This is a genomic window from Mesorhizobium sp. M0088 (genome assembly GCF_040322895.1).
Classification (GTDB): domain Bacteria; phylum Pseudomonadota; class Alphaproteobacteria; order Rhizobiales; family Rhizobiaceae; genus Mesorhizobium.
In genome coordinates, this window is sequence record NZ_JAMYUI010000007.1 from 38,326 (window position 1) to 59,933 (window position 21,608).

17 protein-coding genes and 1 riboswitch are annotated in these 21,608 nt (G+C 63.6%); of the genes, 12 read left to right on the forward strand and 5 right to left on the reverse strand.

The genetic code is table 11. The features are described from left to right. The first annotated feature begins 21 nt into the window (after positions 1-21). Complete coding sequence (locus NKJ67_RS10285; protein ID WP_352581262.1) at positions 22-1,146, forward strand: DUF2336 domain-containing protein; 1,125 nt, start codon at positions 22-24, stop codon at positions 1,144-1,146. On the opposite strand, the gene NKJ67_RS10290 is transcribed toward NKJ67_RS10285, so the two are convergent. After that, positions 1,143-3,209 carry an FUSC family protein gene (locus NKJ67_RS10290; RefSeq protein WP_352581263.1) on the reverse strand — a complete coding sequence of 689 codons (2,067 nt, stop codon included), beginning with the start codon at positions 3,207-3,209 and terminating at the stop codon, positions 1,143-1,145. The genes NKJ67_RS10285 and NKJ67_RS10290 overlap by 4 nt on opposite strands. Positions 3,210-3,253: 44 nt before the next feature. Next, positions 3,254-5,308 carry a DNA topoisomerase IV subunit B gene (gene parE, locus NKJ67_RS10295; RefSeq protein WP_127270722.1) on the reverse strand — a complete coding sequence of 685 codons (2,055 nt, stop codon included), beginning with the start codon at positions 5,306-5,308 and terminating at the stop codon, positions 3,254-3,256. Between the two features lie 237 nt (positions 5,309-5,545). Here parE and cpaB point away from each other — a divergent pair, with 237 nt between their 5' ends. The 10 genes from cpaB (at position 5,546) to NKJ67_RS10345 (ending at position 15,786) form a co-directional block, all read left to right on the forward strand. Next, positions 5,546-6,472 carry a Flp pilus assembly protein CpaB gene (gene cpaB / locus NKJ67_RS10300; protein ID WP_352581264.1) on the forward strand — a complete coding sequence of 309 codons (927 nt, stop codon included), beginning with the start codon at positions 5,546-5,548 and terminating at the stop codon, positions 6,470-6,472. Positions 6,473-6,529: 57 nt separating this feature from the next. Continuing rightward, positions 6,530-7,948 carry a type II and III secretion system protein family protein gene (locus NKJ67_RS10305; protein ID WP_502905198.1) on the forward strand — a complete coding sequence of 473 codons (1,419 nt, stop codon included), beginning with the start codon at positions 6,530-6,532 and terminating at the stop codon, positions 7,946-7,948. Between the two features lie 4 nt (positions 7,949-7,952). Further along, a complete protein-coding gene (locus NKJ67_RS10310; RefSeq protein ID WP_352581266.1) occupies positions 7,953-8,222 on the forward strand; it encodes a hypothetical protein in 270 nt (89 codons plus the stop codon). A 49-nt stretch (positions 8,223-8,271) separates the two neighbouring features. Beyond that, positions 8,272-9,486 carry a CpaE/TadZ family protein gene (locus NKJ67_RS10315; protein ID WP_027036833.1) on the forward strand — a complete coding sequence of 405 codons (1,215 nt, stop codon included), beginning with the start codon at positions 8,272-8,274 and terminating at the stop codon, positions 9,484-9,486. After that, on the forward strand, positions 9,483-10,904 hold the full coding sequence (locus tag NKJ67_RS10320) for a TadA family conjugal transfer-associated ATPase (RefSeq protein WP_352581267.1): 1,422 nt from the start codon (positions 9,483-9,485) through the stop codon (positions 10,902-10,904). The genes NKJ67_RS10315 and NKJ67_RS10320 overlap by 4 nt, the downstream gene beginning before the upstream one ends. Before the next feature lie 4 nt (positions 10,905-10,908). Beyond that, entirely contained in the window at positions 10,909-11,874 is a 966-nt protein-coding gene (locus tag NKJ67_RS10325) for a type II secretion system F family protein (RefSeq protein WP_127327445.1), read from the forward strand. A gap of 1 nt (position 11,875) precedes the next feature. Continuing rightward, entirely contained in the window at positions 11,876-12,838 is a 963-nt protein-coding gene (locus NKJ67_RS10330; RefSeq protein WP_127397571.1) for a type II secretion system F family protein, read from the forward strand. 134 nt (positions 12,839-12,972) lie between these two features. Further along, positions 12,973-13,794, forward strand: a complete 822-nt coding sequence (locus NKJ67_RS10335; protein ID WP_352581268.1) for a PA3715 family protein — start codon at positions 12,973-12,975, stop codon at positions 13,792-13,794. Between the two features lie 185 nt (positions 13,795-13,979). Next, positions 13,980-14,450, forward strand: a complete 471-nt coding sequence (locus tag NKJ67_RS10340) for a hypothetical protein (protein WP_127320645.1) — start codon at positions 13,980-13,982, stop codon at positions 14,448-14,450. Positions 14,451-14,610: 160 nt separating this feature from the next. Further along, the gene (locus NKJ67_RS10345; protein ID WP_352581361.1) at positions 14,611-15,786 is read left to right on the forward strand and encodes a GGDEF domain-containing protein; all 1,176 of its coding nucleotides are present in this window, start codon (positions 14,611-14,613) and stop codon (positions 15,784-15,786) included. Here NKJ67_RS10345 and gcvP read toward each other — a convergent pair whose 3' ends face one another. From gcvP to gcvT, 3 genes are read right to left on the reverse strand one after another with little or no spacing between them, the layout of a single operon-like run. Continuing rightward, positions 15,787-18,597 carry an aminomethyl-transferring glycine dehydrogenase gene (gcvP, locus tag NKJ67_RS10350; RefSeq protein WP_352581269.1) on the reverse strand — a complete coding sequence of 937 codons (2,811 nt, stop codon included), beginning with the start codon at positions 18,595-18,597 and terminating at the stop codon, positions 15,787-15,789. It abuts the gene before it with no gap. A 17-nt stretch (positions 18,598-18,614) separates the two neighbouring features. Further along, on the reverse strand, positions 18,615-18,983 hold the full coding sequence (gcvH, locus tag NKJ67_RS10355; RefSeq protein ID WP_292693044.1) for a glycine cleavage system protein GcvH: 369 nt from the start codon (positions 18,981-18,983) through the stop codon (positions 18,615-18,617). Between the two features lie 5 nt (positions 18,984-18,988). Further along, complete coding sequence (gene gcvT / locus NKJ67_RS10360) at positions 18,989-20,089, reverse strand: glycine cleavage system aminomethyltransferase GcvT (RefSeq protein WP_352581270.1); 1,101 nt, start codon at positions 20,087-20,089, stop codon at positions 18,989-18,991. 149 nt (positions 20,090-20,238) lie between these two features. Next, a riboswitch (glycine riboswitch) is annotated at positions 20,239-20,325 on the reverse strand. Positions 20,326-20,568: 243 nt separating this feature from the next. On the opposite strand from gcvT, the gene NKJ67_RS10365 reads away from it, so the two are divergent. After that, positions 20,569-21,570 (forward strand): hypothetical protein, encoded by a 1,002-nt coding sequence (locus NKJ67_RS10365; RefSeq protein WP_352581271.1) that lies wholly within the window; start codon positions 20,569-20,571, stop codon positions 21,568-21,570. Positions 21,571-21,608 lie beyond the last annotated feature (38 nt).

Below are 21,608 nucleotides of genomic sequence, written 5' to 3' on the forward strand. Positions count from 1 at the left end.
AAGGGGCGTAAGCAGACGGGCATGGTTGTTGTTTCGCATTTCCTGAAATGGATCTACACGGCCAAGGTGTCGGAGCGTGCAGCGGCGGCGAGCGCTCTGGCCCGGGCCTATATCAATTCCGAATTGCCTTTCGAGGACCGTTGCGCCGCCGAGGCGGCGCTGACGCTATTGCTCGACGATGCCTCGTCGAAGGTGCGGCTGGCGATGGCCGAGGCGCTGTCGATGAGCCACCACGCGCCAATGCAGATCATCAGCGTGCTGGCCTCCGACCAGCCGGAAGTCGCCGGCGTGGTGCTGGCGCGCTCGCCGCTGCTCACCGACGCCGACCTGATCAACCGCGTGGCCTCAAGTCCGAAGGCGACACAGAAATTGATCGCCGACCGGCCACTCGTCTCGATGGCGCTGTCGGCGGCCATCGCCGAGATCGGCGAGGCGGACGCCTGCGCCGTGCTGCTCGCCAACAGCGGCGCCGACATCGCCTCGCTCAGCTTCCGCCGCATGGCCGAACGGCATGGGCACCTGCCGCTGGTGCGCGAGGCGCTGATATCGGATATCAGGCTGCCGGCCGACTGTCGGCATATGCTGCTCGTCAAGCTCGGCGAAATGTTGAAAACGTCGCCACTGGTGATGGCGATGATGGGCGCGGCGCGAGCCGACCGCGTCATGCGCGACGCCTGCGTCAAGGCTTCGGTGACGCTGATAGAAGGCACGCGCCAGGAAGAACATGCGGCCCTGATCGAGCATCTCAGGCTGCGCGGCGACCTTACCGCGAGCTTTCTGATCCGCACCATCGCGCATGGCAAGGTCGATTTCTTCGGCTCGGCGCTGGTCGCGCTCAGCCAGCAGTCCGAACAACGGGTGAGGGCGCTGCTGGCCGGCGGGCACGACGTGGCGTTGCAGGCGTTGTTCCGCAGCGCCGGCCTCGCCGCAGTCACCCATGCCATCATCCTGCGCGCGCTGAAGATCTGGCGCGAGGTCGCCAACGGCAAGCGCGTCGCCGGTGTGCAAGAGGTCAGCTGGCTGATGCTCAAGGAAGTGGGCGGGCAGTCCGCGGAAGGCGATCTTGCCACGCTGGTCAAGTCGATCCATCTCGAAGCGCTGCGCGAAAACGCACGCGGCCACGCACTGGCGATAGCGGCGGCTTAGCCTTTATCCCTCGCGAAAAAGTCCGGGAAATCCTCCATCGCCGCGGCGATGATGCGCAGCGATGCTGCGATTTGCAGCAATTCGCCGGTGCCGTTTCGCTCGGCGATGTTCGCTGCGTACTGCCGGGCGACGGCGACGGTCGAGGTCTGTGGATCGCCGCGGGCGCGGAAAAGCAGTTCGCGCGCCAGTCCCCTCAGGAAGTTGGCGATCGAAAGCGCGGTCTCGGATGGAATGGCATGGCCTTGGCTCGCATCGCGCAGCCGCAGTATCTCCAGACCGACCGTGACGGCCGCGACGCCGCCGCCCAGAACCGCATCGCCCTTCCTGCCGGCGTTCTGCACCAGCGGCATCAGCTGGTTGATGCGGTCATAGGCGAGGCTCTCGAAGGCCGAGCGCCTCGGCACCCGCTCATGCAGGCAAAGCCGCGCCAGATCCTCGCGCATGGCGCGCACGATGCGGTTGGCCGCGAGCCACGGATCGGCTGGCAGCACGACGATGAAGACACCGATCGCCAGCAGGATGCCGACCAGGATCGACGCCGACCCGGCGAAGAAGGGTACGGGATCGTAGGTCATCGCCTGGTGCGGGCTCAGGAAGGCGAGGAAGTTGATGGCGAAGGCCGTCGCCACGCCGACATAGCGTGGATTGGCCATGACCAGCGCCGTCGGTACAAGGATGGGCACGACAAACAGCATGAACCAGCCGAAGCCCGGCAAAGCGGGCAGCGCGATCTGGCCGACGAGAAAGGCAAAGGGCAAAGCGAGCAGCGTTCCCTTGAAGAAACCCCAGGCGACCTGCACAGGGTCGGGGCGAGCAGCAAACAGGCTCGATACGACAGCAACGAGGATGACCGTGCCGGCCGCTTCCGACCATTTCGTCGTCAACCAGAAGGCCGCGACCAGCAGCGTGGCAAGGGCAGCACGCAAGGCGTTACGCGATGCGCCGGCGTAATCGCGATGCACCACCAGCGCAGGCTGCTTGCTGCCCCTGGCCAGGCGCGTGGCAGGCGCGCGCAGGGCGTCGAGGCCGCGCAGCACCTGCTTGAGCGCCTCGGCGAAATCGGCGGCGATGGTCAGGCGGGTGATGGTGCCGACCCTGTCGTCGCCCTGGTCGGTCGAGGCATCTGGCATTTGCCGGGCGTTTCCGGAAATCGCATCGAGCCGAGCCACCCACAGCGCCGTATCGTCCAGCGCGCCGGGCTTGGTCGCCAGCTCGCTGACCAGCGACTGCAGTTCCGAGCGCACCGGGATGAGCGCCGCATTCTTCGGGGCGGCGTGCGAATGCAGCGCGCGTGCCGCCGACAGGGCCGAGAGCAGCTGTCCGATGGTGCGACGGACTGGATGGGCGCGCGGCGCGAAGCTCGGCGCCTCGAGCCTGGCATAGGCGCGCATCTCGCCGAGCGTCTGGGCATCAGTGATCAGCTTTCGGTGCAGCGTGGACAGCGTTGCCGGGTCGCCGCCGGAGAACGCACCGCCGGCATAGGTGGCAAGATCAAGGATACAGCGTTTCAGGCGCGAGACGATGGCGTCGCTGGCCAGTTTTGGCAGGATCAGGCGGCTGGTCAGGCCGGCGCAGACAATGCCAAGCACGATCTCGGCACATCGCGCGACCGCGAGGTCGACGACGAGATGCGGTTGTCCGAAGGCGGGCAGGCCGATGATCATTGCGGTGTAGCCGGCGAGCGCGGCGCCATAGGCTTCCGGATTGCGCAGCAGCGACGAGACGAAGGTGCAGATGCCGATCCAGACGGCAAGCACCGTCACCAGCACCCAGGGGTTGGTGCCGAATACGGTGGTGATGCCGATCGCCGCGACGCCGCCGACCAGCGTGCCGAGCAGCCGGTAGAAGCCCTTCGCCAGCACCATGCCGGCAACCGGCTGGGCGACGATGAACACCGTCATCATGGCCCATTGCGGGTGGTCGAGTTTTAGGGCGTAGGCGGCCAGCAGTGCGATCAGCCCGGCTGAAACGGTGCGAAGAGCGAAAATCCAATCCGACCGCGTCGGTTGCGTCAGGTCGGCCAAACTGGTTTCGAAATAGCCTTTCAGCCGTGCCGCAATCACACGCTGGTCTCCATATCAGAAGCGCAAGCTAAACCGGCTGATGGCTAGATATCCAGCACTTCCGTCTCGGCGAATTCGGCGCGTTCCTGGATGAAGCGGAAGCGGGCTTCCGGCTTGGTGCCCATCAACGCATCGACGGCGTCCTTGGTCGCCGCCTCGGCGTCGATCACGTCGATCCTGAGCAGCGTGCGCTTCCTCGGATCCATGGTGGTTTCCTTGAGCTGGGCCGCCATCATCTCGCCCAGGCCCTTGAAGCGGCCGAGTTCGACCTTGCCGCGCCCGGTGAATTCGGTGCGCAGGAGCTCATCCTTGTGCGCGTCATCCCGGGCATAGGCGACCTTGCCGCCTTGCCTGATCGAGTAAAGCGGCGGCACCGCCAGATAGAGGTGGCCACCACGCACCAGCGCCGGCATCTCCTGGTAGAAGAAGGTGATCAGCAGCGAGGCGATATGGGCGCCGTCGACATCAGCGTCGGTCATGATGATCACGCGGTCGTAGCGCAGATCCTCATCGCGGTACTTCGAACGCGTACCGCAGCCGAGCGCCTGGATCAGGTCCGAAATCTGTTGGTTGCCGGCGAGCTTGTCGTTGCCGGCGCTGGCGACGTTGAGGATTTTTCCGCGCAGCGGCAGGACGGCCTGGCTGGCGCGGTCCCGCGCCTGCTTGGCTGAGCCGCCGGCCGAGTCACCTTCGACGATGAACAGTTCAGCGCCGGCCGCGGCATTCTGCGTGCAATCGGCGAGCTTGCCCGGCAGCCGCAGTTTGCGCACCGCGCTCTTGCGCGACACCTCTTTTTCCTGCCGTCGCCGCACCCTCTCGTCGGCGCGCGCGATCACCCATTCGAGCAGCTTCGAGGCTTCCTGCGGATTGTCGGCCAGCCAATGGTCGAACGGATCGCGGATCGCGGTCTCGACAATTCGAATTGCCTCGATCGTCGCCAGCCTGTCCTTGGTCTGGCCGACGAATTCCGGCTCGCGGATGAACACCGACAGCATGCCCGCCGCCGAGATCATGACGTCTTCCGAGGTCACGATCGAGGCGCGCTTGTTGCCGACGAGATCGGCATAGGCGCGCAGGCCCCGCGTCAGCACGTTGCGGAAGCCGGCCTCGTGGGTGCCGCCTTCGCCGGTCGGGATGGTGTTGCAGTAGGAATTGATGAAGCCGTCGCCGCCGAACCAGGTCACCGCCCATTCGAGCGAGCCATGGCCGCCTTGTTTCTCGCTCTTGCCGGCGAAGATTTCGCGAGTCACCTGGAAATCGTCGCCGAGCGATGCCTTGAGATAATCCTTCAGGCCGCCGGGAAAATGGAATTCCGCCTTGGCCGGTGTCTGATCTTTTTCCTTGATCAGCGACGGATCGCAGGTCCAGCGGATCTCGACACCACCGAACAGATAGGCTTTCGAACGCGTCATGCGGTAGAGCCGCGCCGGTTCGAACGCCGCGCCCTTGCCGAAAATCTGCTCGTCGGGGTGGAATCGGATCTTTGTGCCGCGCCGGTTGTGGATTTCGCCCAGTTGCTCCAGGCCGGTCACGGGAACGCCGCGCGAGAATTTTTGCCGATAGAGCTGGCGTCCCCGCGCGACCTCGACCTCGAGATGGTCCGACAGCGCGTTGACCACGGACACGCCGACGCCATGCAGGCCGCCTGATGTCTCGTAAACCTTGGAGTCGAACTTGCCGCCCGAATGCAGCGTCGTCATGATCACTTCGAGCGCCGGCTTTTTGAACTTCGGGTGCGGATCGATCGGGATGCCGCGGCCATTGTCGGTCACGGCGAGATAGCCGTCGGCCGAGAGCTCGACATCGATGAAGGTGGCATGGCCGGCTACCGCCTCGTCCATCGAATTGTCGATGACCTCGGCGAACAGATGGTGCATCGCCTTGTCGTCGGTGCCGCCGATATACATGCCTGGCCGGCGGCGCACCGGCTCCAGCCCTTCCAGCACCTCGATGTCGGCAGCGCTATAGCCCTCGCTGCCATCCTTGATTGAGGCAGGACGCTTGGTGGCCTGCACCAGCGGATCCGCCGGGCGCGCCGGTGTGCGAACCGGCTGCGGCTGCTTGTCCATATTGCCGAAGAGATCGTTGTTGTCGTCCATGCCTGCCATAGGGTCCGGTGCTGCGAATCACCTCGCGATACTGCCACGCTTTTCAGCGCCAAGCGACCGAGGTTCCTGTTCCGTTCGGGGATCTGATCCCTCTTAACCCAAAACCATTCGATAACCAAGCTGGCGGAAATAGGTCCGATGCCGCCGCGCAAGATTCCTGATTCTTTAACAATGCGGCCTAGCGTAAGCCCAACAAAACAAGAAACTGCTGATATCAGGGGTTTAGGCGTGAGGGGCAAGGCCATATCGATGATCGGCATCGCCGCCGTTTTCGGGGCGATCTCGATCTTTGCCGCGGATTTCTGGGTCAAAAGCCAGGCCGAGGCCGATTCCGAAGAGAAGACGTCGTCGATCCCGGCACCTGTCGTGCCGAAGGTCGAGTTCAAGACCATCGTGGTGGCGAATGCCCCATTGCGCTACGGCATGGCGCTCGACCGCGCGCAGCTCAGCGAAATCCCGTGGTCGCAAGAGGCCGTGCCGCAGGGCGCCTTCACCACCATCAATGCGTTGCTTGCCGATGGCAGCCGCGTGGTGCTGTCGCCGATCGAGGTCAACGAACCGGTGCTGCTGACCAAGCTGTCCGGTCCGAACGGCCGCGCGACACTCTCCAACATGATGACGCCTGGAATGCGGGCGGTCACCATCCGCACCGATGAGATCGCCGGTGTCGGCGGCTTCGTCACGCCCGGTGACCGCGTGGACGTGGTGCTGACGCGCGATGCCGGCGAAATTCAGGAAGTGGCCAAGAATGCGCAAGGGGCCGCCGGTTCGACCATCACCTCCGAGATCGTCGTCGCCGATGCCAAGGTGCTGAGCGTCGGGCAGGGCGCCGACGAGCGCCAGACGACGCCGCAGATTTCCAATTCGGTGACTATAGAGGTGACGACAGACGGCGCGCAGAAAGTGGCGCTGGCCCGCACCGTCGGCACCTTGTCCCTGTCGCTTCGGTCCGCCAGCGAAGGCGGTGACGGCAAGAACGGCGTCACCACCATCTCCTCCTTCGGCGGATCGGTCGCCTCGGATGTGCAGGCCGCGGCCGGCTCGGTGTTCGACGCCGTCACCAAGGAGCCGGAGAAACCGAAGTTCAAGACGGTCATCGTAACGCGCGGCACGAAGGCCGAGGAATACCAGGTTCCTTCGCGGGACCAGAAATAAGCCAGTGGGGACTGGGTGAGGGACGGGACAATGTTCGGGCTGTTCACATATCGGGTCATGGGGCGGTTGCGCATTTTGCGTGCGGTGGCTGTCGCGTCTTCGCTGGCTGCTGCCGCGATGCTGGCTTTCGGCGCCTCGGCGAGAGCTGACAACGACATCGTCTATGTGTCGTCGACCAAGAATGCGTCGATCAAGGTTGCCAAGGGCAAGCCGAAGACGATCATGACCAGTGCCGCCTTCTACCAGATCGTCATCGGCGACCCGGAGATCGCCAACGTCAATCCGCTGACCGACAAATCCTTCTACGTGCTCGGCAACAATCTCGGCACTACCGGCATTGCGCTGTTCGATGAGAAGAAGCAGCTTGTCGGCACCGTCGACATCGAGGTGACGCTCGACACAGACCAGCTGGCCAGCACCATTCGGGCCAGCGTGCCGGATGCCAGGATCAAGGTCGGATCGGCCAATGGCCGGGTCGTGCTGTCGGGCGAGGCGGATGACGCGGTCGCCGCCGAAAAGGCAAACAAGATCGCAACGCGCTTTTCCGGCACCGAGGAGGTCATCAACTCGGTCAACATCTCATCGTCGCAGCAGGTCCAGCTCAATGTCCGTTTTGTCGAGATCAACCGCCAGGCGGGTCAGGATCTGGGCGCCAAATACGCCGCCAATTTTGCCTACGGCCTCGGTGGCCGCGACGTCTCGATCGATCCGGGTACAGTGCCGGCCGCCGGCACCGGCGAGATCATCGGCAGGCTTTTGTCGAACGGCGTGTCGATCGATATTGCCATCAAGGCGCTAGAAGAGCGCGGCCTGGCGCGGCGGCTGGCCGAGCCGAACCTGATCGCCCGGTCCGGCCAGACGGCGAGCTTCCTCGCCGGCGGCGAATTCCCGATCCCGGTCTCCGAGGACGACGGCAAGATCTCGGTCAGCTACAAGAAATACGGCGTCAGCCTGGATTTCACGCCGACCGTCCTCAAGGATGGGCTGGTCAGTCTGGACATCGCGCCGGAAGTCTCCTCGATCGACGCATCGGCCTCCTACAATATCGGCACCATCTCGGTTCCCGGCTTCATCGTGCGCCGTGCCAGGACGTCGGTCGACCTGAAGAACGGCCAGAGCTTCATGATCGCTGGACTGCTGCAGTCGCAAAACGACATCACCACGTCGCGCATTCCCGGCCTCGGCAAGATGCCGGTGCTTGGGGCGCTGTTTTCCTCGAAATCCTATCAGCGGCGCGAGACCGACCTCGTCATCATCGTGACGCCCTATCTGGTCAAGCCGGTCGATCCGTCCAAGAAGCTCGGCGAGCCGACCGATGGCACGCAGCCGGCCAGCAACGCCGACTATTTTCTCAACAACACCGAGGAAGTGAAGGATTCCGATGCCGGTCGCACCGTGGCGCGGGCAGACGGCCGCGTCACTCAACCTGCAGCGGCCGCTTCGGCTGGGCATTTCCTCGACCTGCCGAAGGATTGAAGCCATGCGTCTGGTCTTTGGATCGAGCGTCGCCTTGCTGCTGACCGGCTTTACCGCCGGCTGCACCAGCGACGACTATGTGCGCAGCGAAGGGCCGACGGCCGGCGCCGGAAATGCGCAGGCCGCCAACACCGTCATGCAGATGGTCGATCCCTGGAAATACGGGGTCCAGAACACCAGGCTCCTGGTGCCGGCCCAACGAGGCAGTGCCGCGGCTGTCACACCCGATCAGGCGGCCGGTGCCAAGGCATCGCAGTCCAGCACGACCAATTGATCCCACGGGCAAATGATCCAACGGTCGATCGACCTGACAGGCTGACAGAATGGCAAACGGCATCAAGACCAGGAAGATCCTGCTCGTATCGACCGACAGGACGTTTGCGCAGGACACGCGCACCGCATTCTCCGCCTCCGAGATCATACAGCTCTCGACAGTGGAGAAGAACGTCACCGAGTTGCGCGGCGAGATCCAGGAAGCCGACTTCGGCGCCATCATCGTCGACATGGATGCGGCAAGGCTGGAGGAGGTCGAGTCGCTGCAGCGCATTATGCGCCGGCTGGAGGACAAGGTTCCGGTCGTCGTCGTCACCCAGGAGTTCAACGCCGCCGCGGTGCGCATTCTCGTGCAGCTCAAGGTCGCGGATTTCCTGGTCAAGCCGATCACCACGGCCGATCTGGTGCGCTCCGTCGTGCGGGCGCTGCAGGGACCCGGGCGCGAGGAAAACACTGAATCGCAGATCTACACCTTCATGCCTGCCGCGGGCGGCGTCGGCACCACGACGCTGGCGCTGCAGACCGCCTTTCAGTTGCATCACTCGGTGACGCGCGGCGCGTCGACCTGCGTCGTCGATCTCAATTTCCAGCAGGGCGCCTGTGCCGAATATCTCGACCTCGAACCGCGTTTCGACATCACCGAGATCGAGAACCAGCCCGAGCGTCTCGACCGGCAACTGCTCGACGTGATGCTGTCCAAGCATGCCAGCGGGCTGTGCGTGCTGGCGGCACCGGCGCATCCAGCAGAGATGCGCTCGTTCAAGACCGATGTCGTGGTGCGCATGCTGGACCTCGTTTCGGCCTATTTCGACAATGTCGTCATCGACATGCCACGCACCTGGTTTCCATGGACGGAAACCGTGCTGCTCGGTTCCAACAAGCTCTACATCGTCGCGGAAATGACGGTGCCGTGCCTGCGCCACACCCAGCGGCTGATCCAGGCGGTCTACGAGACTGCCGGCAAGGAAGTGAAGCCGAACGTCATCGTCAACCGTTTCGAACAGAAGATGTTCGACAACGGCATCAAGCAGGCGGACGTCCAGGAAATTCTCGGCGAGCACTTCGTCGGCGGTATCGCCAACAACTATCGGCTGGTGCGCGAGGCGGTCGATCGCGGCGTGCCGTTGCACGAGATCGATCCAAACGCCAACGTCATCAACGATCTGAAGAAGATCATCCTGCCGGAGGAGGCGGCCCCAACACGGGCGAAATCGCGCTCGCTGTTTGGCATGGGCCGTGGATTGCTGAAGAGGAAAGCCGGATGACCAGCCGCTTCTCCGCCCTGCAGAACCGCGATGCGCGTCCGCAGCGCGTGCCTGAGACGACGCCGGTCGCCCATCATGCCGTCGTCATTCCGACCAGCCGAAAGGCTTTGCCGGCAAAGCCGGACACAGCGCCGGCAAAGAATGCCAACAAGGTGCTCGATGCGCGCGTGCGTATCCACCGGCTGCTGCTCGAAGAGATCAATCTTGTCGCGCTGGAGCGTTTGCCGAAGGATGAGATGCGCCGGCAAGTGCATGATTTCGTGTCGGAAAAGACCAAGCAGGAGCGGATGGCGATCAACACCGTCGAGCTTGACGCGCTGGTCGACGACATCGTCGACGAGATGGTCGGCCTCGGTCCGCTCGAGCCGCTGCTCAAGGACCCCGACATCAACGATATCCTGATCAACGGCCACATGAACTGCTTTGTCGAAAAGAAGGGCAAGCTGCAGCCGGTCCACATTCCGTTCAAGGACGAGGCGCATCTTCTGCGCATCGTCAACAAGATCGTCGCCGCCGTCGGTCGCCGCGTCGACGAATCGCAGCCGATGGTCGATGCCCGCATGCTGGACGGCTCGCGCTTCAACGCGGCCATCCGCCCGGTTGCGGTCGATGGGCCGCTGGTGTCGATCCGCAAATTTTCCAAGAACAAGCTCGGCCTGCACAAACTGGTCGAATTCGGCGCCATCACCCAGAACATGGCCGAAGTGCTGGCGGCGGCCGTGCATGCCCGCAAGACGACGATCATTTCGGGCGGTACCGGCACCGGCAAGACGACCATGCTCAATGCGCTGTCGGCCTTCATTCCGGAAGACGAGCGGCTGATCACCATCGAGGACGCGGCCGAGCTCCAACTGCAGCAGCCGCATGTCGCGCGTATGGAAACACGTCCGGCCAACATCGAAGGCCATGGCGAGCTGAAGCAGCGCGACCTGGTCAAGAACGCACTGCGCATGCGCCCCGACCGCGTCATCCTCGGCGAGTGCCGGGGCGAGGAGGCTTTCGACATGCTGCAGGCAATGAACACCGGCCACGAAGGGTCGATGGCGACCATCCATGCCAACACGCCGCGCGACGCCATTTCGCGGCTCGAGCAGATGCTTGGCATGACCGGCATGCCGATGACGGTGCAGTCGATCCGCAGCCAGATCGCCAGCGCGCTCGACCTGATCGTTCAGTTGACGCGCCTGTCCGACGGCAAGCGCAAGGTGACCAGTGTCGCCGAGGTGACCGGCATGGAAGGAGATGTCATTCAGATGCAGGAGATCTTCCGCTTCGTGCGTACCGGCATGGAGGCCGACGGCAGGATTCTGGGCCACTACGAGGCGACCGGCATCCGGCCGCGCTTCCTCGAGGATCTGCGCGCCATGGGCATCGAGTTTCCCGGACGATATTTCGAACCCGGCCGGCCGCAGGAGTAGCCAAGTGTTCGATGGAATGAGCGCTATCTATGTCGTTTATGCCGCGGCCGCGCTGACCGGCATCCTGATCGCCGAGGCCTGCTACCTGCTTTATGCCGGCCGCAGCGACAAGCGCACCGCCATCAACCGGCGCATGAAGCTGCAGGAAAACAAGATCAGCCAGGAGCAGGTGCTTGTCCAACTGCGCAAGGAACGCGGCCTCGACGCAGGCACGCCGCTGTTTTCGCTGGATCGGTTCCGCGCTTTGCGAACCCAGTCGGGCATGATCATGCCGCTGTCGAAATTCCTGATGATCAGCTGCGGCGTGGCGATGGCGATGACCCTGGTCGCCATCTGGTACGGCTTGCCGCCGCTGATGGGGCTTGTGCTGTTTGTGGTGCTTGTGCCGGTGCTGCCGGTGATCACGCTGCGCTTCAAGCGCAAGCGCCGGGTAAAGCGGTTCGGCATGCAATTGCCGGAGGCGCTGGAACTGATCACGCGTGGCCTGAAGGCCGGCCACCCGGTGCCGGTGGCGATCGCCATGGTGGCGCGCGAGATGCCCGACCCGATCGGCACCGAGTTCGGCGTCATCGCCGACGAGGTGACCTATGGCTCCGATCTGGTTTCGGCGTTGAACTCGCTGTTCGACCGGGTCGGCCAGGAGGATCTGCCGCTGTTCGTCACCGCCGTCTCGATCCAGACCAGTTCGGGCGGCAATCTGCGCGAGATCCTCGACGGCCTGGCGACGACGATCCGCGAGCGCGGCAAGCTGCGCCGCAAGGTGCGCGCCATTGCGACAGAAGGTCGGATGTCGGCCTACATCCTGACAGCGGTGCCGGCGTTGCTGTTCACCGCCATTATGGCGCTGATGCCGGGCTTCTACCGCGACGTCTGGGGCGAGGCGAAAACCTGGTACCTGCTCGGCGGCTCGATCACCTGGCTGATGCTGGGCAATCTGATCATGTTCAAGATGTCGAATTTCAAGTTCTGACATGCAGGGCTTCATCGAATTCCTCGCCTCGCTTGCGCCGACCTCATTGATGCCGGTGGCCATCCTGCTGCTGGCGGCGGGTGCTGCCGCTGTTGCCTGGCCTGTTGTCATGGCGAAGGGCGACCGCAACGAGGTCATGCGCCGGCTCAGGGTCGACAACGGCCCCGTCGCCGCCAAACCAGAGCCGGTGCAGAAGAAGAATACCGGCGTCGTGCGCGAGAAGGCGGTGAAGCGGGCGCAGGAATTCTACGCCAGGAGCGATCCGGAAAATGTCGCCCGGCTGCGCATGAAGCTCATCCAGGCGGGCTACATGGAGCCGCGCGCTGTCGGCACGTTCTTCCTGATCCGGTTCAGCGCGATGATCGGCACGGCAATCGGTGTGTTTGTGCTCAACCGATGGATGGCCAGCCCGGACGCGACGATGGCCAGTCGCTGGACATTCGTCATCCTGTCGGGAGCGGCCGGCTATTTCCTGCCCGGCCTAATGTTGAGCCAGAAAGTGCGGGAACGCAGGCGTGAGTACCGCAACGGCTTTCCCGATTTCATGGACCTGATGATTGTCTGCTCGGATGCCGGCATGAGCATGGAGGCGGGCATAGAGCGCGTCTCCAAGGAACTCGCCAAGACCTATCCCGCGCTCAGCCAGAACCTGCAGCTGGTGTCGTTGGAGCTGAGGGCAGGGCGCAGCCTCGACGATGCGCTGAAGGCGCTCGCCGACCGCCTCAGCCTGGACGAGGTGCGTTCCTTCGCCACGCTGCTGCAGCAGTCCAAGGAACTCGGCACCAGCCTGTCGGGGGCGTTGCGCGTTTTTTCCGACGACATGCGACATAAGCGTATGTCGTTGGCCGAGGAAAAGGCGCACGCTCTGCCGGCCAAGATGTCGGTGCCGGTGGTGGTATGCATCCTACCGGTGGTGCTGATGATCGCGGCCATTCCAGTCATCGTCAAAATGACGGCGCAATAGCATGATGCCGAAAGGTGTGAGGCTTCGATTCGAGCTGAAATCGTCCGGCTCTAGCGAGCGCCCCACAAAAGTCCTAGCAGGGGGACTGACAAACCATTGTTATGACCGTACTCGGCCTTGCAGGTGAGAAGTCCATGCTGTTGCGCACCCTCTTCCTCGGCCTTGCCGCAGCCACCCTGTCGCCCGCCTGGGCCGTGGCCGACGATTGCGGCGATGCCGCCGCCCTGGTGCAGCAGGCCTATCCCAAAGCTCGAAAGAGCGCCGACGGCACCTCGTTCACGCTCGAACCTCATATCAGCATCGCCCTGACGGATGGCGACGCGCCGTTTGGGCTGAGCTGCAAGATCTGGCCTGCCCATGACGACCTGCTGTTGGTAGCCGTGCCGCTGATCGACAGCGCCCAATCCAGCGACGATGGCCATGTCGGCGATATCGAGCTTCTGGTCGTCGACAGGAACAGCCAGCGTGTGCGCCTGCGCCTGCTCCAGCCGGGGCTGATCGCCGATGATGCCATCGCCATCCGCAAGATCGAATTCGATACCGGCCGCTACAGGCTGGCGCCCGGGGTCATGGCCTTCGGCCTGCGCATCGAAATCGCGAACCATTCGCAAGCGAACCCCTTCAGCGAAACCGACCTGCGGCTTTATGTTCTCGCCGGCGATGCCCTGCGCCTGGTGCTCGATGGCCTTGTCGTGGCCGGCAATGGCGGCGAGGGCGATACCAATTGCGCGGGATCCTTTCATTCGACTGAGGTCAGCCTGGCAATGAGCCCGACGAGCCATCACGGCTATCACGACATGGTCGCGCTCGAGCGGACGCAAACCGATGATCCGTCTCCCGACAAGGATGGCGAGTGCCAGTCCCATCCCGGCAAGCCGATGAACCGGACCTATCGGCTGCGCTACGACGGCAGCCGCTATCCGGTTCCCGAGGTACTCAAGGTCATGGGGCCGTGAAAGGCCGCTCGCTTCCTTGCTGCCGGGATTCTCTTAGGAATAGGTCTTCGCCTGGTGCCTGGTGGTTAATGGCTGGTGTGCCCGAAGCCGAATTTTGGCGGCGTTTCGGCACCGAACTTTAATCGCCGCTGATATATTGTGTTTCCTGAAGAACGACCCGGCAAATCGGGCGATGAGGCAGGGGCATGCGTCACAGTAATTTCACGGCAATGGCCGCAATGGCGGCCGTCTTGATGATGTCTGGCTGTACGACGAGTGGCGTCGACACCACCAAGACCACCGCCATCCAACCGGCGGCAAAAGACACCGAAACCTCCGATCTGGCGCAAGGCAAGGCGCAGTTTCGCGACGCAAATTACGGCCTCGCCGAAAAGCACTTCCGCAAGGCCGTCGAGTTGAAAGCCGACAATGCGGAGGCCTGGATGGGGCTCGCCGCTTCCTATGATGAACTCGGCCGCTTCGACTTCGCCGACCGAGCCTACGGCCAGCTTTTGAAGGTCGCCGGCCGCAAGCCGCAGATCGTCAACAATATGGGCTATTCGCAACTGCTGCGCGGCAATCGCAAGAAGGCCAAGGCGTTGCTGCTCGAAGCGAAGGCCGGCATGGCCGATCCAACAGTCGTCAACGCCAACCTCGCTCTCTTGAACAAGGGTTGATCTCGCATCCATGGGTCCGGTTTCGGGACACGTGCCATCGACGCTTTGTAAACCCTATCCGCAGGTTGCATCGATGGATCGCCTGAAAACCCGTATCTGAGGGCTGCCGCTGACCTAGAATGCAGCGCAACCGCCGACGCTCAAGAGGCCCTTGCCCGATATGCTGGACTTCAGTTCGCTCCTGCTCGCAGCCGCGCTGTCGGGCATATGCCTTAGCGTCACCATGTTTGCGATCTGGTTCACCGCGCCCAAGGCAGGTTTCGTGCTGACGGTTGCGTGCGGAATTCTGGTGCTCGTCGCGCATGTGATCCTGTTCTGGCGGTACACAAAGGATCCCGATCCACTGCTTTGTCAGATTGTGCTTGCGCTGCTCAGCCTGGGGTTCCTGATCATCTGCTTGTCGGCCATGCAATTTCTGGGGATGCCCGGCTACGGACGTGCCGTTGCACCTGCGCTTGCCGCCATGGCCATTTGTGCGGTCGTGACCTTTATGGGCTTTGACGGCATTGGCTTCATAGTCACCTACACCACGGTGACGGCGCTGCTGTCGGCGATCGGCGCCATGTTCTGGATCAACGGCAGTCACGATCGCCGCATCCTTCTGGTGGTTTCGTTTCTGAGCGGCACCTGCGCGATGTCTTTTGCGCTTTGCGGCGTGGTTCTGCTGACCAAGGGGCAATGGACGCTCGGGGTTGCGCCCGACAACTGGGCCGAACGATTGAATTCCGTAGTGGCGGTCGCCTGCATGACCGGCCTCGGAGCGTTGACGCTCTCCCTCCATCATCTGCAGGCGCAGATCGAACTCAAGGCCGAGACCATGACCGATCCGCTGACAGGATTGCTGAACCGCCGGGCATTGACGTCGCTCTACGGCGAACGGAGTTTCGGTCCGTTCATGTCCATCGTCATGTTCGACCTAGACCATTTCAAGCGGACGAACGATGTCTACGGTCACCCGGTAGGGGATCAGGTCTTGTGCCGTTTTGCCGCCGTCATCAAGAAATATGCCCGGCCCGGCGTCGACGCTTTTCGCCTTGGCGGCGAGGAGTTCGCAATCGTCATGTCGCGGATGACGGACGAAAAAGCTTACGATCTCGCCAGCAAGATAGGCGTGGCGTTCGGCACCGAAATCGTCCCCACCCAGCTCGGCAAGTTGCGCAGCACGGTCAGCGGCGGCATCGGCTTTGGCGAGGCAAGCGGCAGCAGGCTGGACAACGTGCTCGCCGAGGCGGACGCGGCGCTCTATGCCGCCAAACGCGCCGGGCGAAATTGCGTCATCAGCCGCAAGAGGATGGGCAAGGCCGAGCTGACCAAGCCGGCCTTGCGCTCAGCGTAATTACTCCGCGGCACCCAGATAATCCGACAGCGGCGGGCACGAGCAGACCAGGTTGCGGTCGCCGGCGACATTGTCGATGCGTGACACCGGGGGCCAGTACTTGGCTGCCGTGTCGGCGTCGCCGGCCGGATAGGCCGCTTCCAGGCGCGAGTAGGGATGGGTCCACTGGCCGGCCAGCGCCTCGGAGGCGGTGTGCGGCGCGTTGACCAGCGGATTGTCGGCCAAAGGCCATTCGCCCCTGGCGACTTTTGCTGCCTCTGCCGATATGGCGATCATCGCCTCGCAGAAGCGGTCGAGTTCCCGCTTGGGCTCGGACTCGGTCGGCTCCACCATCAGCGTGCCGGCAACCGGGAAGGACATGGTCGGCGCGTGAAAACCATAGTCGATCAAGCGCTTGGCGATATCGTCGACGCTGATGCCTGCACTCTCCTTGAGCACACGGGTGTCGAGGATGCATTCATGCGCGACGCGTCCCTGCCTGCCCTTGTAGAGCACCGGGAAATGCGCACCGAGCCGCGTCGCGATGTAGTTGGCGGACAGGATCGCCGTCTCGGTCGCCTGCTTGAGGCCCGAGGCGCCCATCATGCGGATATACATCCAGGTGATCGGCAGGATCGAGGCGCTGCCGAAGGGGGCGGCGGAGACGGCGTGCGCCGAGCCTTCGGTGACATGGCCGGGCAAATACGGCTTCAAATGCGCCTTGACGCCGATCGGCCCGATGCCGGGTCCGCCGCCGCCATGCGGTATGCAGAAGGTCTTGTGCAGGTTCATGTGGCAGACATCGGCGCCAATGTCGCCGGGACGGGCAAGCCCGACCAGCGCGTTGAGGTTGGCACCGTCGAAATAGACCTGGCCGCCATGCTCATGGATCAGTGCGCAGAGATCGCGTGCGCCTTCCTCGAACACGCCATGCGTCGAGGGATAGGTGAACATCAGCGCCGCGAGATTTTGCGCATGCTCAGCCGCCTTGGCCTTCATGTCGTCCATGTCGATGTTGCCGTCTTCGGTGCAGCGCACGACGACGACGTTCATGCCGGCCATCGCCGCGCTCGCGGGATTGGTACCATGCGCCGAGGAGGGGATCAGGCAGACGGTGCGGTGGTTGTCGCCGCGTGAGCGGTGATAGCCGCGGATGGCGAGCAGGCCGGCATATTCGCCCTGGCTCCCGGCATTGGGCTGCAAGGTGACGGCGTCGAAGCCGGTGATCTCCGACAGCCAGCCCTCCAGCTCACCGATCATGGCACGGTAGCCTGTCGAGTGCGCGGCCGGGGCGAAAGGGTGCAGATTGGCAATGCTCGGCCAACTCACCGGCATCATCTCGGCGGCGGCGTTGAGCTTCATGGTGCAGGACCCCAGCGGGATCATGGCGCGGTCGAGCGCCAGGTCCTTGTCGGCCAGCCGGCGCAGGAAGCGCATCATCTCGGTTTCCGACTTGTTTTCGTGGAAAACAGGCTGGGTCAGGAACTCCTTGCCGCGCGGCTTACCGGGCACCGTGCTGTCGGCGGAGACACCAGCCTTGGCGCCGAACAGGGCCGCGATTGCGTCGAGATCGGCCTCGGTCGAAGTTTCGTCGAAGGCAATGCCGATATGATCGGCATCGACGGCACGCAGCAATCTGCCACCCTTTTCAGCCGCAGTGGCGATCGAAGCTGCCTTGCCCTTCACCTCCGCCGTCACCGTGTCGAAGCGGCTTGAACCGAGCACGGAGATACCTGCTGCTTTGAGCCCGGAGGCGAGACGATTGGCCAGCGTGTGGATGCGCCCGGCAATCGCCTGCAGCCCGGCGGGGCCGTGCCAGATGGCATAGGCAGTCGCCATGTTGGCGAGCAACGCCTGCGCGGTGCAGATGTTGGAGGTCGCCTTGTCGCGGCGGATATGCTGTTCGCGTGTCTGCAAGGCAAGCCGGTATCCGGGTCGCCCCTTGCTGTCGGCGGACTGGCCAACCAGGCGGCCGGGCATCAACCGCGTGAGCCTGTCTGAGACGGCGCAATAGGCCGCGTGCGGGCCGCCAAAGCCCATCGGCACGCCAAAGCGCTGCATCGGGCCGACGGCGATGTCGGCGCCAAGCTTGGCCGGCGCGTCGGTCAGCGTCAGGCCGAGCGGGTCGGCGATGAAGACGACGATAGCCCCGGTTGCGCGCGCCTTGTCGATCGCTGCCTTGTGGTCGCCATAGATGCCAAATGTATCCGGCCAGGAGACAAGCAGGGCGGCGGTGTTGTCGTCGATCGTCTCGCCATCAATCTCGATGCCGAGCGGCTCGGCGCGGGTGCGCACCACGTCCAGCGTCTGCGGATGCGGCGTGCCGGCAAGTGCGACCTTGGTTCGCTTGTCACGGTGGTGGCGTAAGGCGATGCCGACGGCTTCGGCCACGGCGGTTGCTTCATCGAGCAGCGAGGCCGAGGCCACCGGCAGGCCGGTCAATTCGGTGACCAGCGTCTGGAAGTTGAACAGCATTTCGAGCCGGCCTTGGCTGATCTCTGCCTGATAGGGCGTGTAGGCCGTGTACCAGGCAGGATTCTCGAACAGATTGCGCTGGATAACCGGCGGGACATGGACGCCGTGATAACCGGCGCCGATGAAGCTTTTCAGCACCGTATTCCCGGACATGACAGCCGAGAGTTCGGCCAGCGCTTCCGCCTCGCTCGCCGGTGCTGGCAGGGCAAGCGGCCGATCGAGCCGGATCGACTTCGGTACGGACTGGCTGATGAGCGTCTCGATCGAGGGCACGCCGATGGCGGCCAGCATCGCTCTGGTGTCGTTGAGGCCGGGACCGATATGGCGGGCCGAGAAGGGGTAGGGTGCTGCGGTCATGTCAATAAGTCCTGATATCAACCGATATGGGCTTTGTAGGCGGCCTCATCCATGAGGCCAGCGAGCTGACTTTCGTCGGCAAGCTTCATCTTCCACAGCCAGCCGGCCCCTGCTGCGGCCGAGTTGACCAGTGACGGATCCGACGACAGCGTGCCGTTGGCCTCTGTGATCTCGCCATCGACCGGTGCATAGACATCGGATGCCGCCTTGACGGATTCGACCACGACGGCGGTGTCGCCCTTGGTCAATTTTTTTCCGGTCTCCGGCAGTTCGACGAAGACGAGGTCGCCGAGCTGCTCCTGCGCGTAATCAGTGATGCCGACCGTGGCGATGCCGCCCTCGACGCGGAGCCACTCGTGATCTGATGTGAAATAGGTCGTTGCCATTGAGATCATCCTTTGCGGTAGCGATGGGGTGTGAAGGGCAGGGAACTGATATCGACTGGGATTTTCGTCCCGCGCACATCGGCGAAGACCCGCGTTCCGGGCTTTGCCAGAGGTGTCGAGACATAGCCCATGGCGACCGGATGGCCGGCCGAGGGGCCGAAGCCGCCCGATGTGACCTGGCCGGCCGGATTGCCGTCGGCGTCAAAAAGCGCGGCACCGCCACGCACCGGCTGGCGACCTTCCGGCTTAAGCCCGACCCGCTTTTGCGCGGGTCCTCGTTCCACGGCGGCGCGGAGCGCATCGGCGCCGATGAAAGCGCCGGAAGCGCGGATGTCCTTTGGAATTGCCCACATCAAGGCGGCGCTGGCCGGATCGGTCTCCGGCGTGATGTCCTGGCCATGCAGGCACAGTCCTGCCTCCAGCCGCAGGCTGTCGCGGGCGGCCAGGCCGATCCACAGCACGCGTTCGTCGCCGAGCAGCTTGGCGACGAGGCCGCGTGCATCGGCTTCCGGCAGGCCGATCTCGAAACCGTCCTCGCCGGTATAGCCCGACCGGCTCATGAACCAGTTTTTGCGCGGTTCGACACCATGCATGAAAAGCAGCGAGCCGGTCTCGATGCCGGCGCGGGAAAGGGCGGCCCAGGCTTCAGGACCCTGGATGGCCAGGAAGACGCGGTCGAGCGGCTCGACCCTGGCGTCGAAATCCGCGGCAAGTGCACGCAAATGCTTTTCATCGGCGACGGCGTTGCCTGCGTTGGCGACTACCATGAACCTGTTATCGCCAAGTCTGGTGACGATGAGGTCGTCCAGGATGCCGCCTGCCTCGTTGAGGAAAAAGGACAGTTTGGACTGTGAGATTTGGAGTGGGCCTGCATCCAAGGGGCAAGCGCGGTTGAGCAGCGCAACCGCCTCCGGCCCGCTGACTTCGAACAGCTTCATATGCGAGATGTCGAACAGGCCGGCCTGTTCGCGGGTGTGAAGATGTTCCTTCATGACGCCCGCCGGATAGGTCAGCGGCATCGACCAGCCGGCAAAAGCGCCGAAGCGCGCACCGGCGGTTACATGGATGTCTTCGAGGGGTAGGTGTCTTGTATCGTCGCCCGTCATGTCGTCTCCAGAGTCGCACGCAATCGGTCGCGAATGGCGACCAGTCCGTGCCCCTCTGTCTGAAGCCTGAGAGACTCGCGCAGCCGGAACTCTGTCAGCGGCGCTTACACCTTCGGCGCGGGGGCAAGCCCCGACTTTCCAGAGTGTCTTTCCCGTCTACGGTTCTTTTGCCTGAGAGATTTCGGGCGATTTCCCCTTCGGCGACAGCTCTCGCTGTTCTCTCCCGCAAACAGGTAGGACTCAGACCCTGAGTCCTCGACGCGCCATCCATAGCTCGCGCGCGACGGCTTGTCACCTGTCAGCGACATCTAAAGCGCGTGCATGCCATTCTTCAAAACCGCGGCACGTTTTGGGCGACATGCGTTGGCCGACAAGTCTTCGCTAACCACGCCGTTTGCCGGTTTTTCAAGACACTGCTGATATGTTGGCTTGTATGACGCTTGGGGCCGGCGCTTGGCGACGGCGGACGGGGACGACAAATGGGCGAATTGATCATGAGCGCGCCGGTGGCCGGGCTGACCTCGAAAAGCCGCATCGCCGCGGAGGACGTGGCGATGTTGCGCCATGAAGTGTTCGGCGATGGCGTCGTGACGCGCGGCGAGGCCGAGGCGCTGTTTGCGCTCGATGCAACGGCGAAGGACAAATGCCAGGAATGGCCGCCCTTCTTCGTCGAGGCGGTCACCGACTATATCGTCCACCAGGAAAAGCCGTCGGGCTATATCTCGCAAGACAATGCCGACTGGCTGATCCGCACGATCTCGCGCGACGGCATGGTCGACAGCCGGACCGAGCTCGAATTGCTGGTGCATGTGCTGGAACAGGCGAAATCGTCGCCGAGCCAGCTTTGCGTCTATGCGCTGGAGCAGGTGGCGCATGCCGTCATTGACGGCAAGGGGCCGCTGATGCTCGGCGGCACGCTGGCTCCCGGCCTCATCGCACAGGCGGAGGTCGAGCTGCTGCGCCGGATCCTCCATGCCCATGGCGGCGACGGCAACATCGCCATCACGCGCGCCGAGGCCGAGGTGCTGTTCAAGATCAACGAGTGCACTGCTCAAGGGCACAATGATCCGTCCTGGAACGAGCTGTTCGTCAAGGCGATCGCCAATTTCGTCATGTGCTCGGCCGGCTACGAAGCACCGACGCGCGATGTGGCGCTGCGCCGTGATGCCTTCCTCGAACATGCGGATCCGGAAATAGGCGGCTTCTTCAGCCGCATGATCTCCGGCGGCCTTGCCGGCATCATGGAAGCCTATCGGTCTCCAGGCGACGTCGAGGCCGAGTGGGAAGCCAAGAACAGGGCGGCCGAGGCTCTGGCCCGCCGCGCCGAGACGATCGATGCCGGCGAAGCCGGCTGGCTGATCGAACATATCGGCGTCGACAGGCCTCTTTACGAGAACGAACGCGCGCTGTTGACCCTGATCAAGCACGCCTCACCGGAAATCCATCCGGCGCTGAGGCCGCTGCTCGACAAGGTTGCCTGATCGATAGGGCTTTTGCCTCGGTCAAAGCTGGGGTTGCC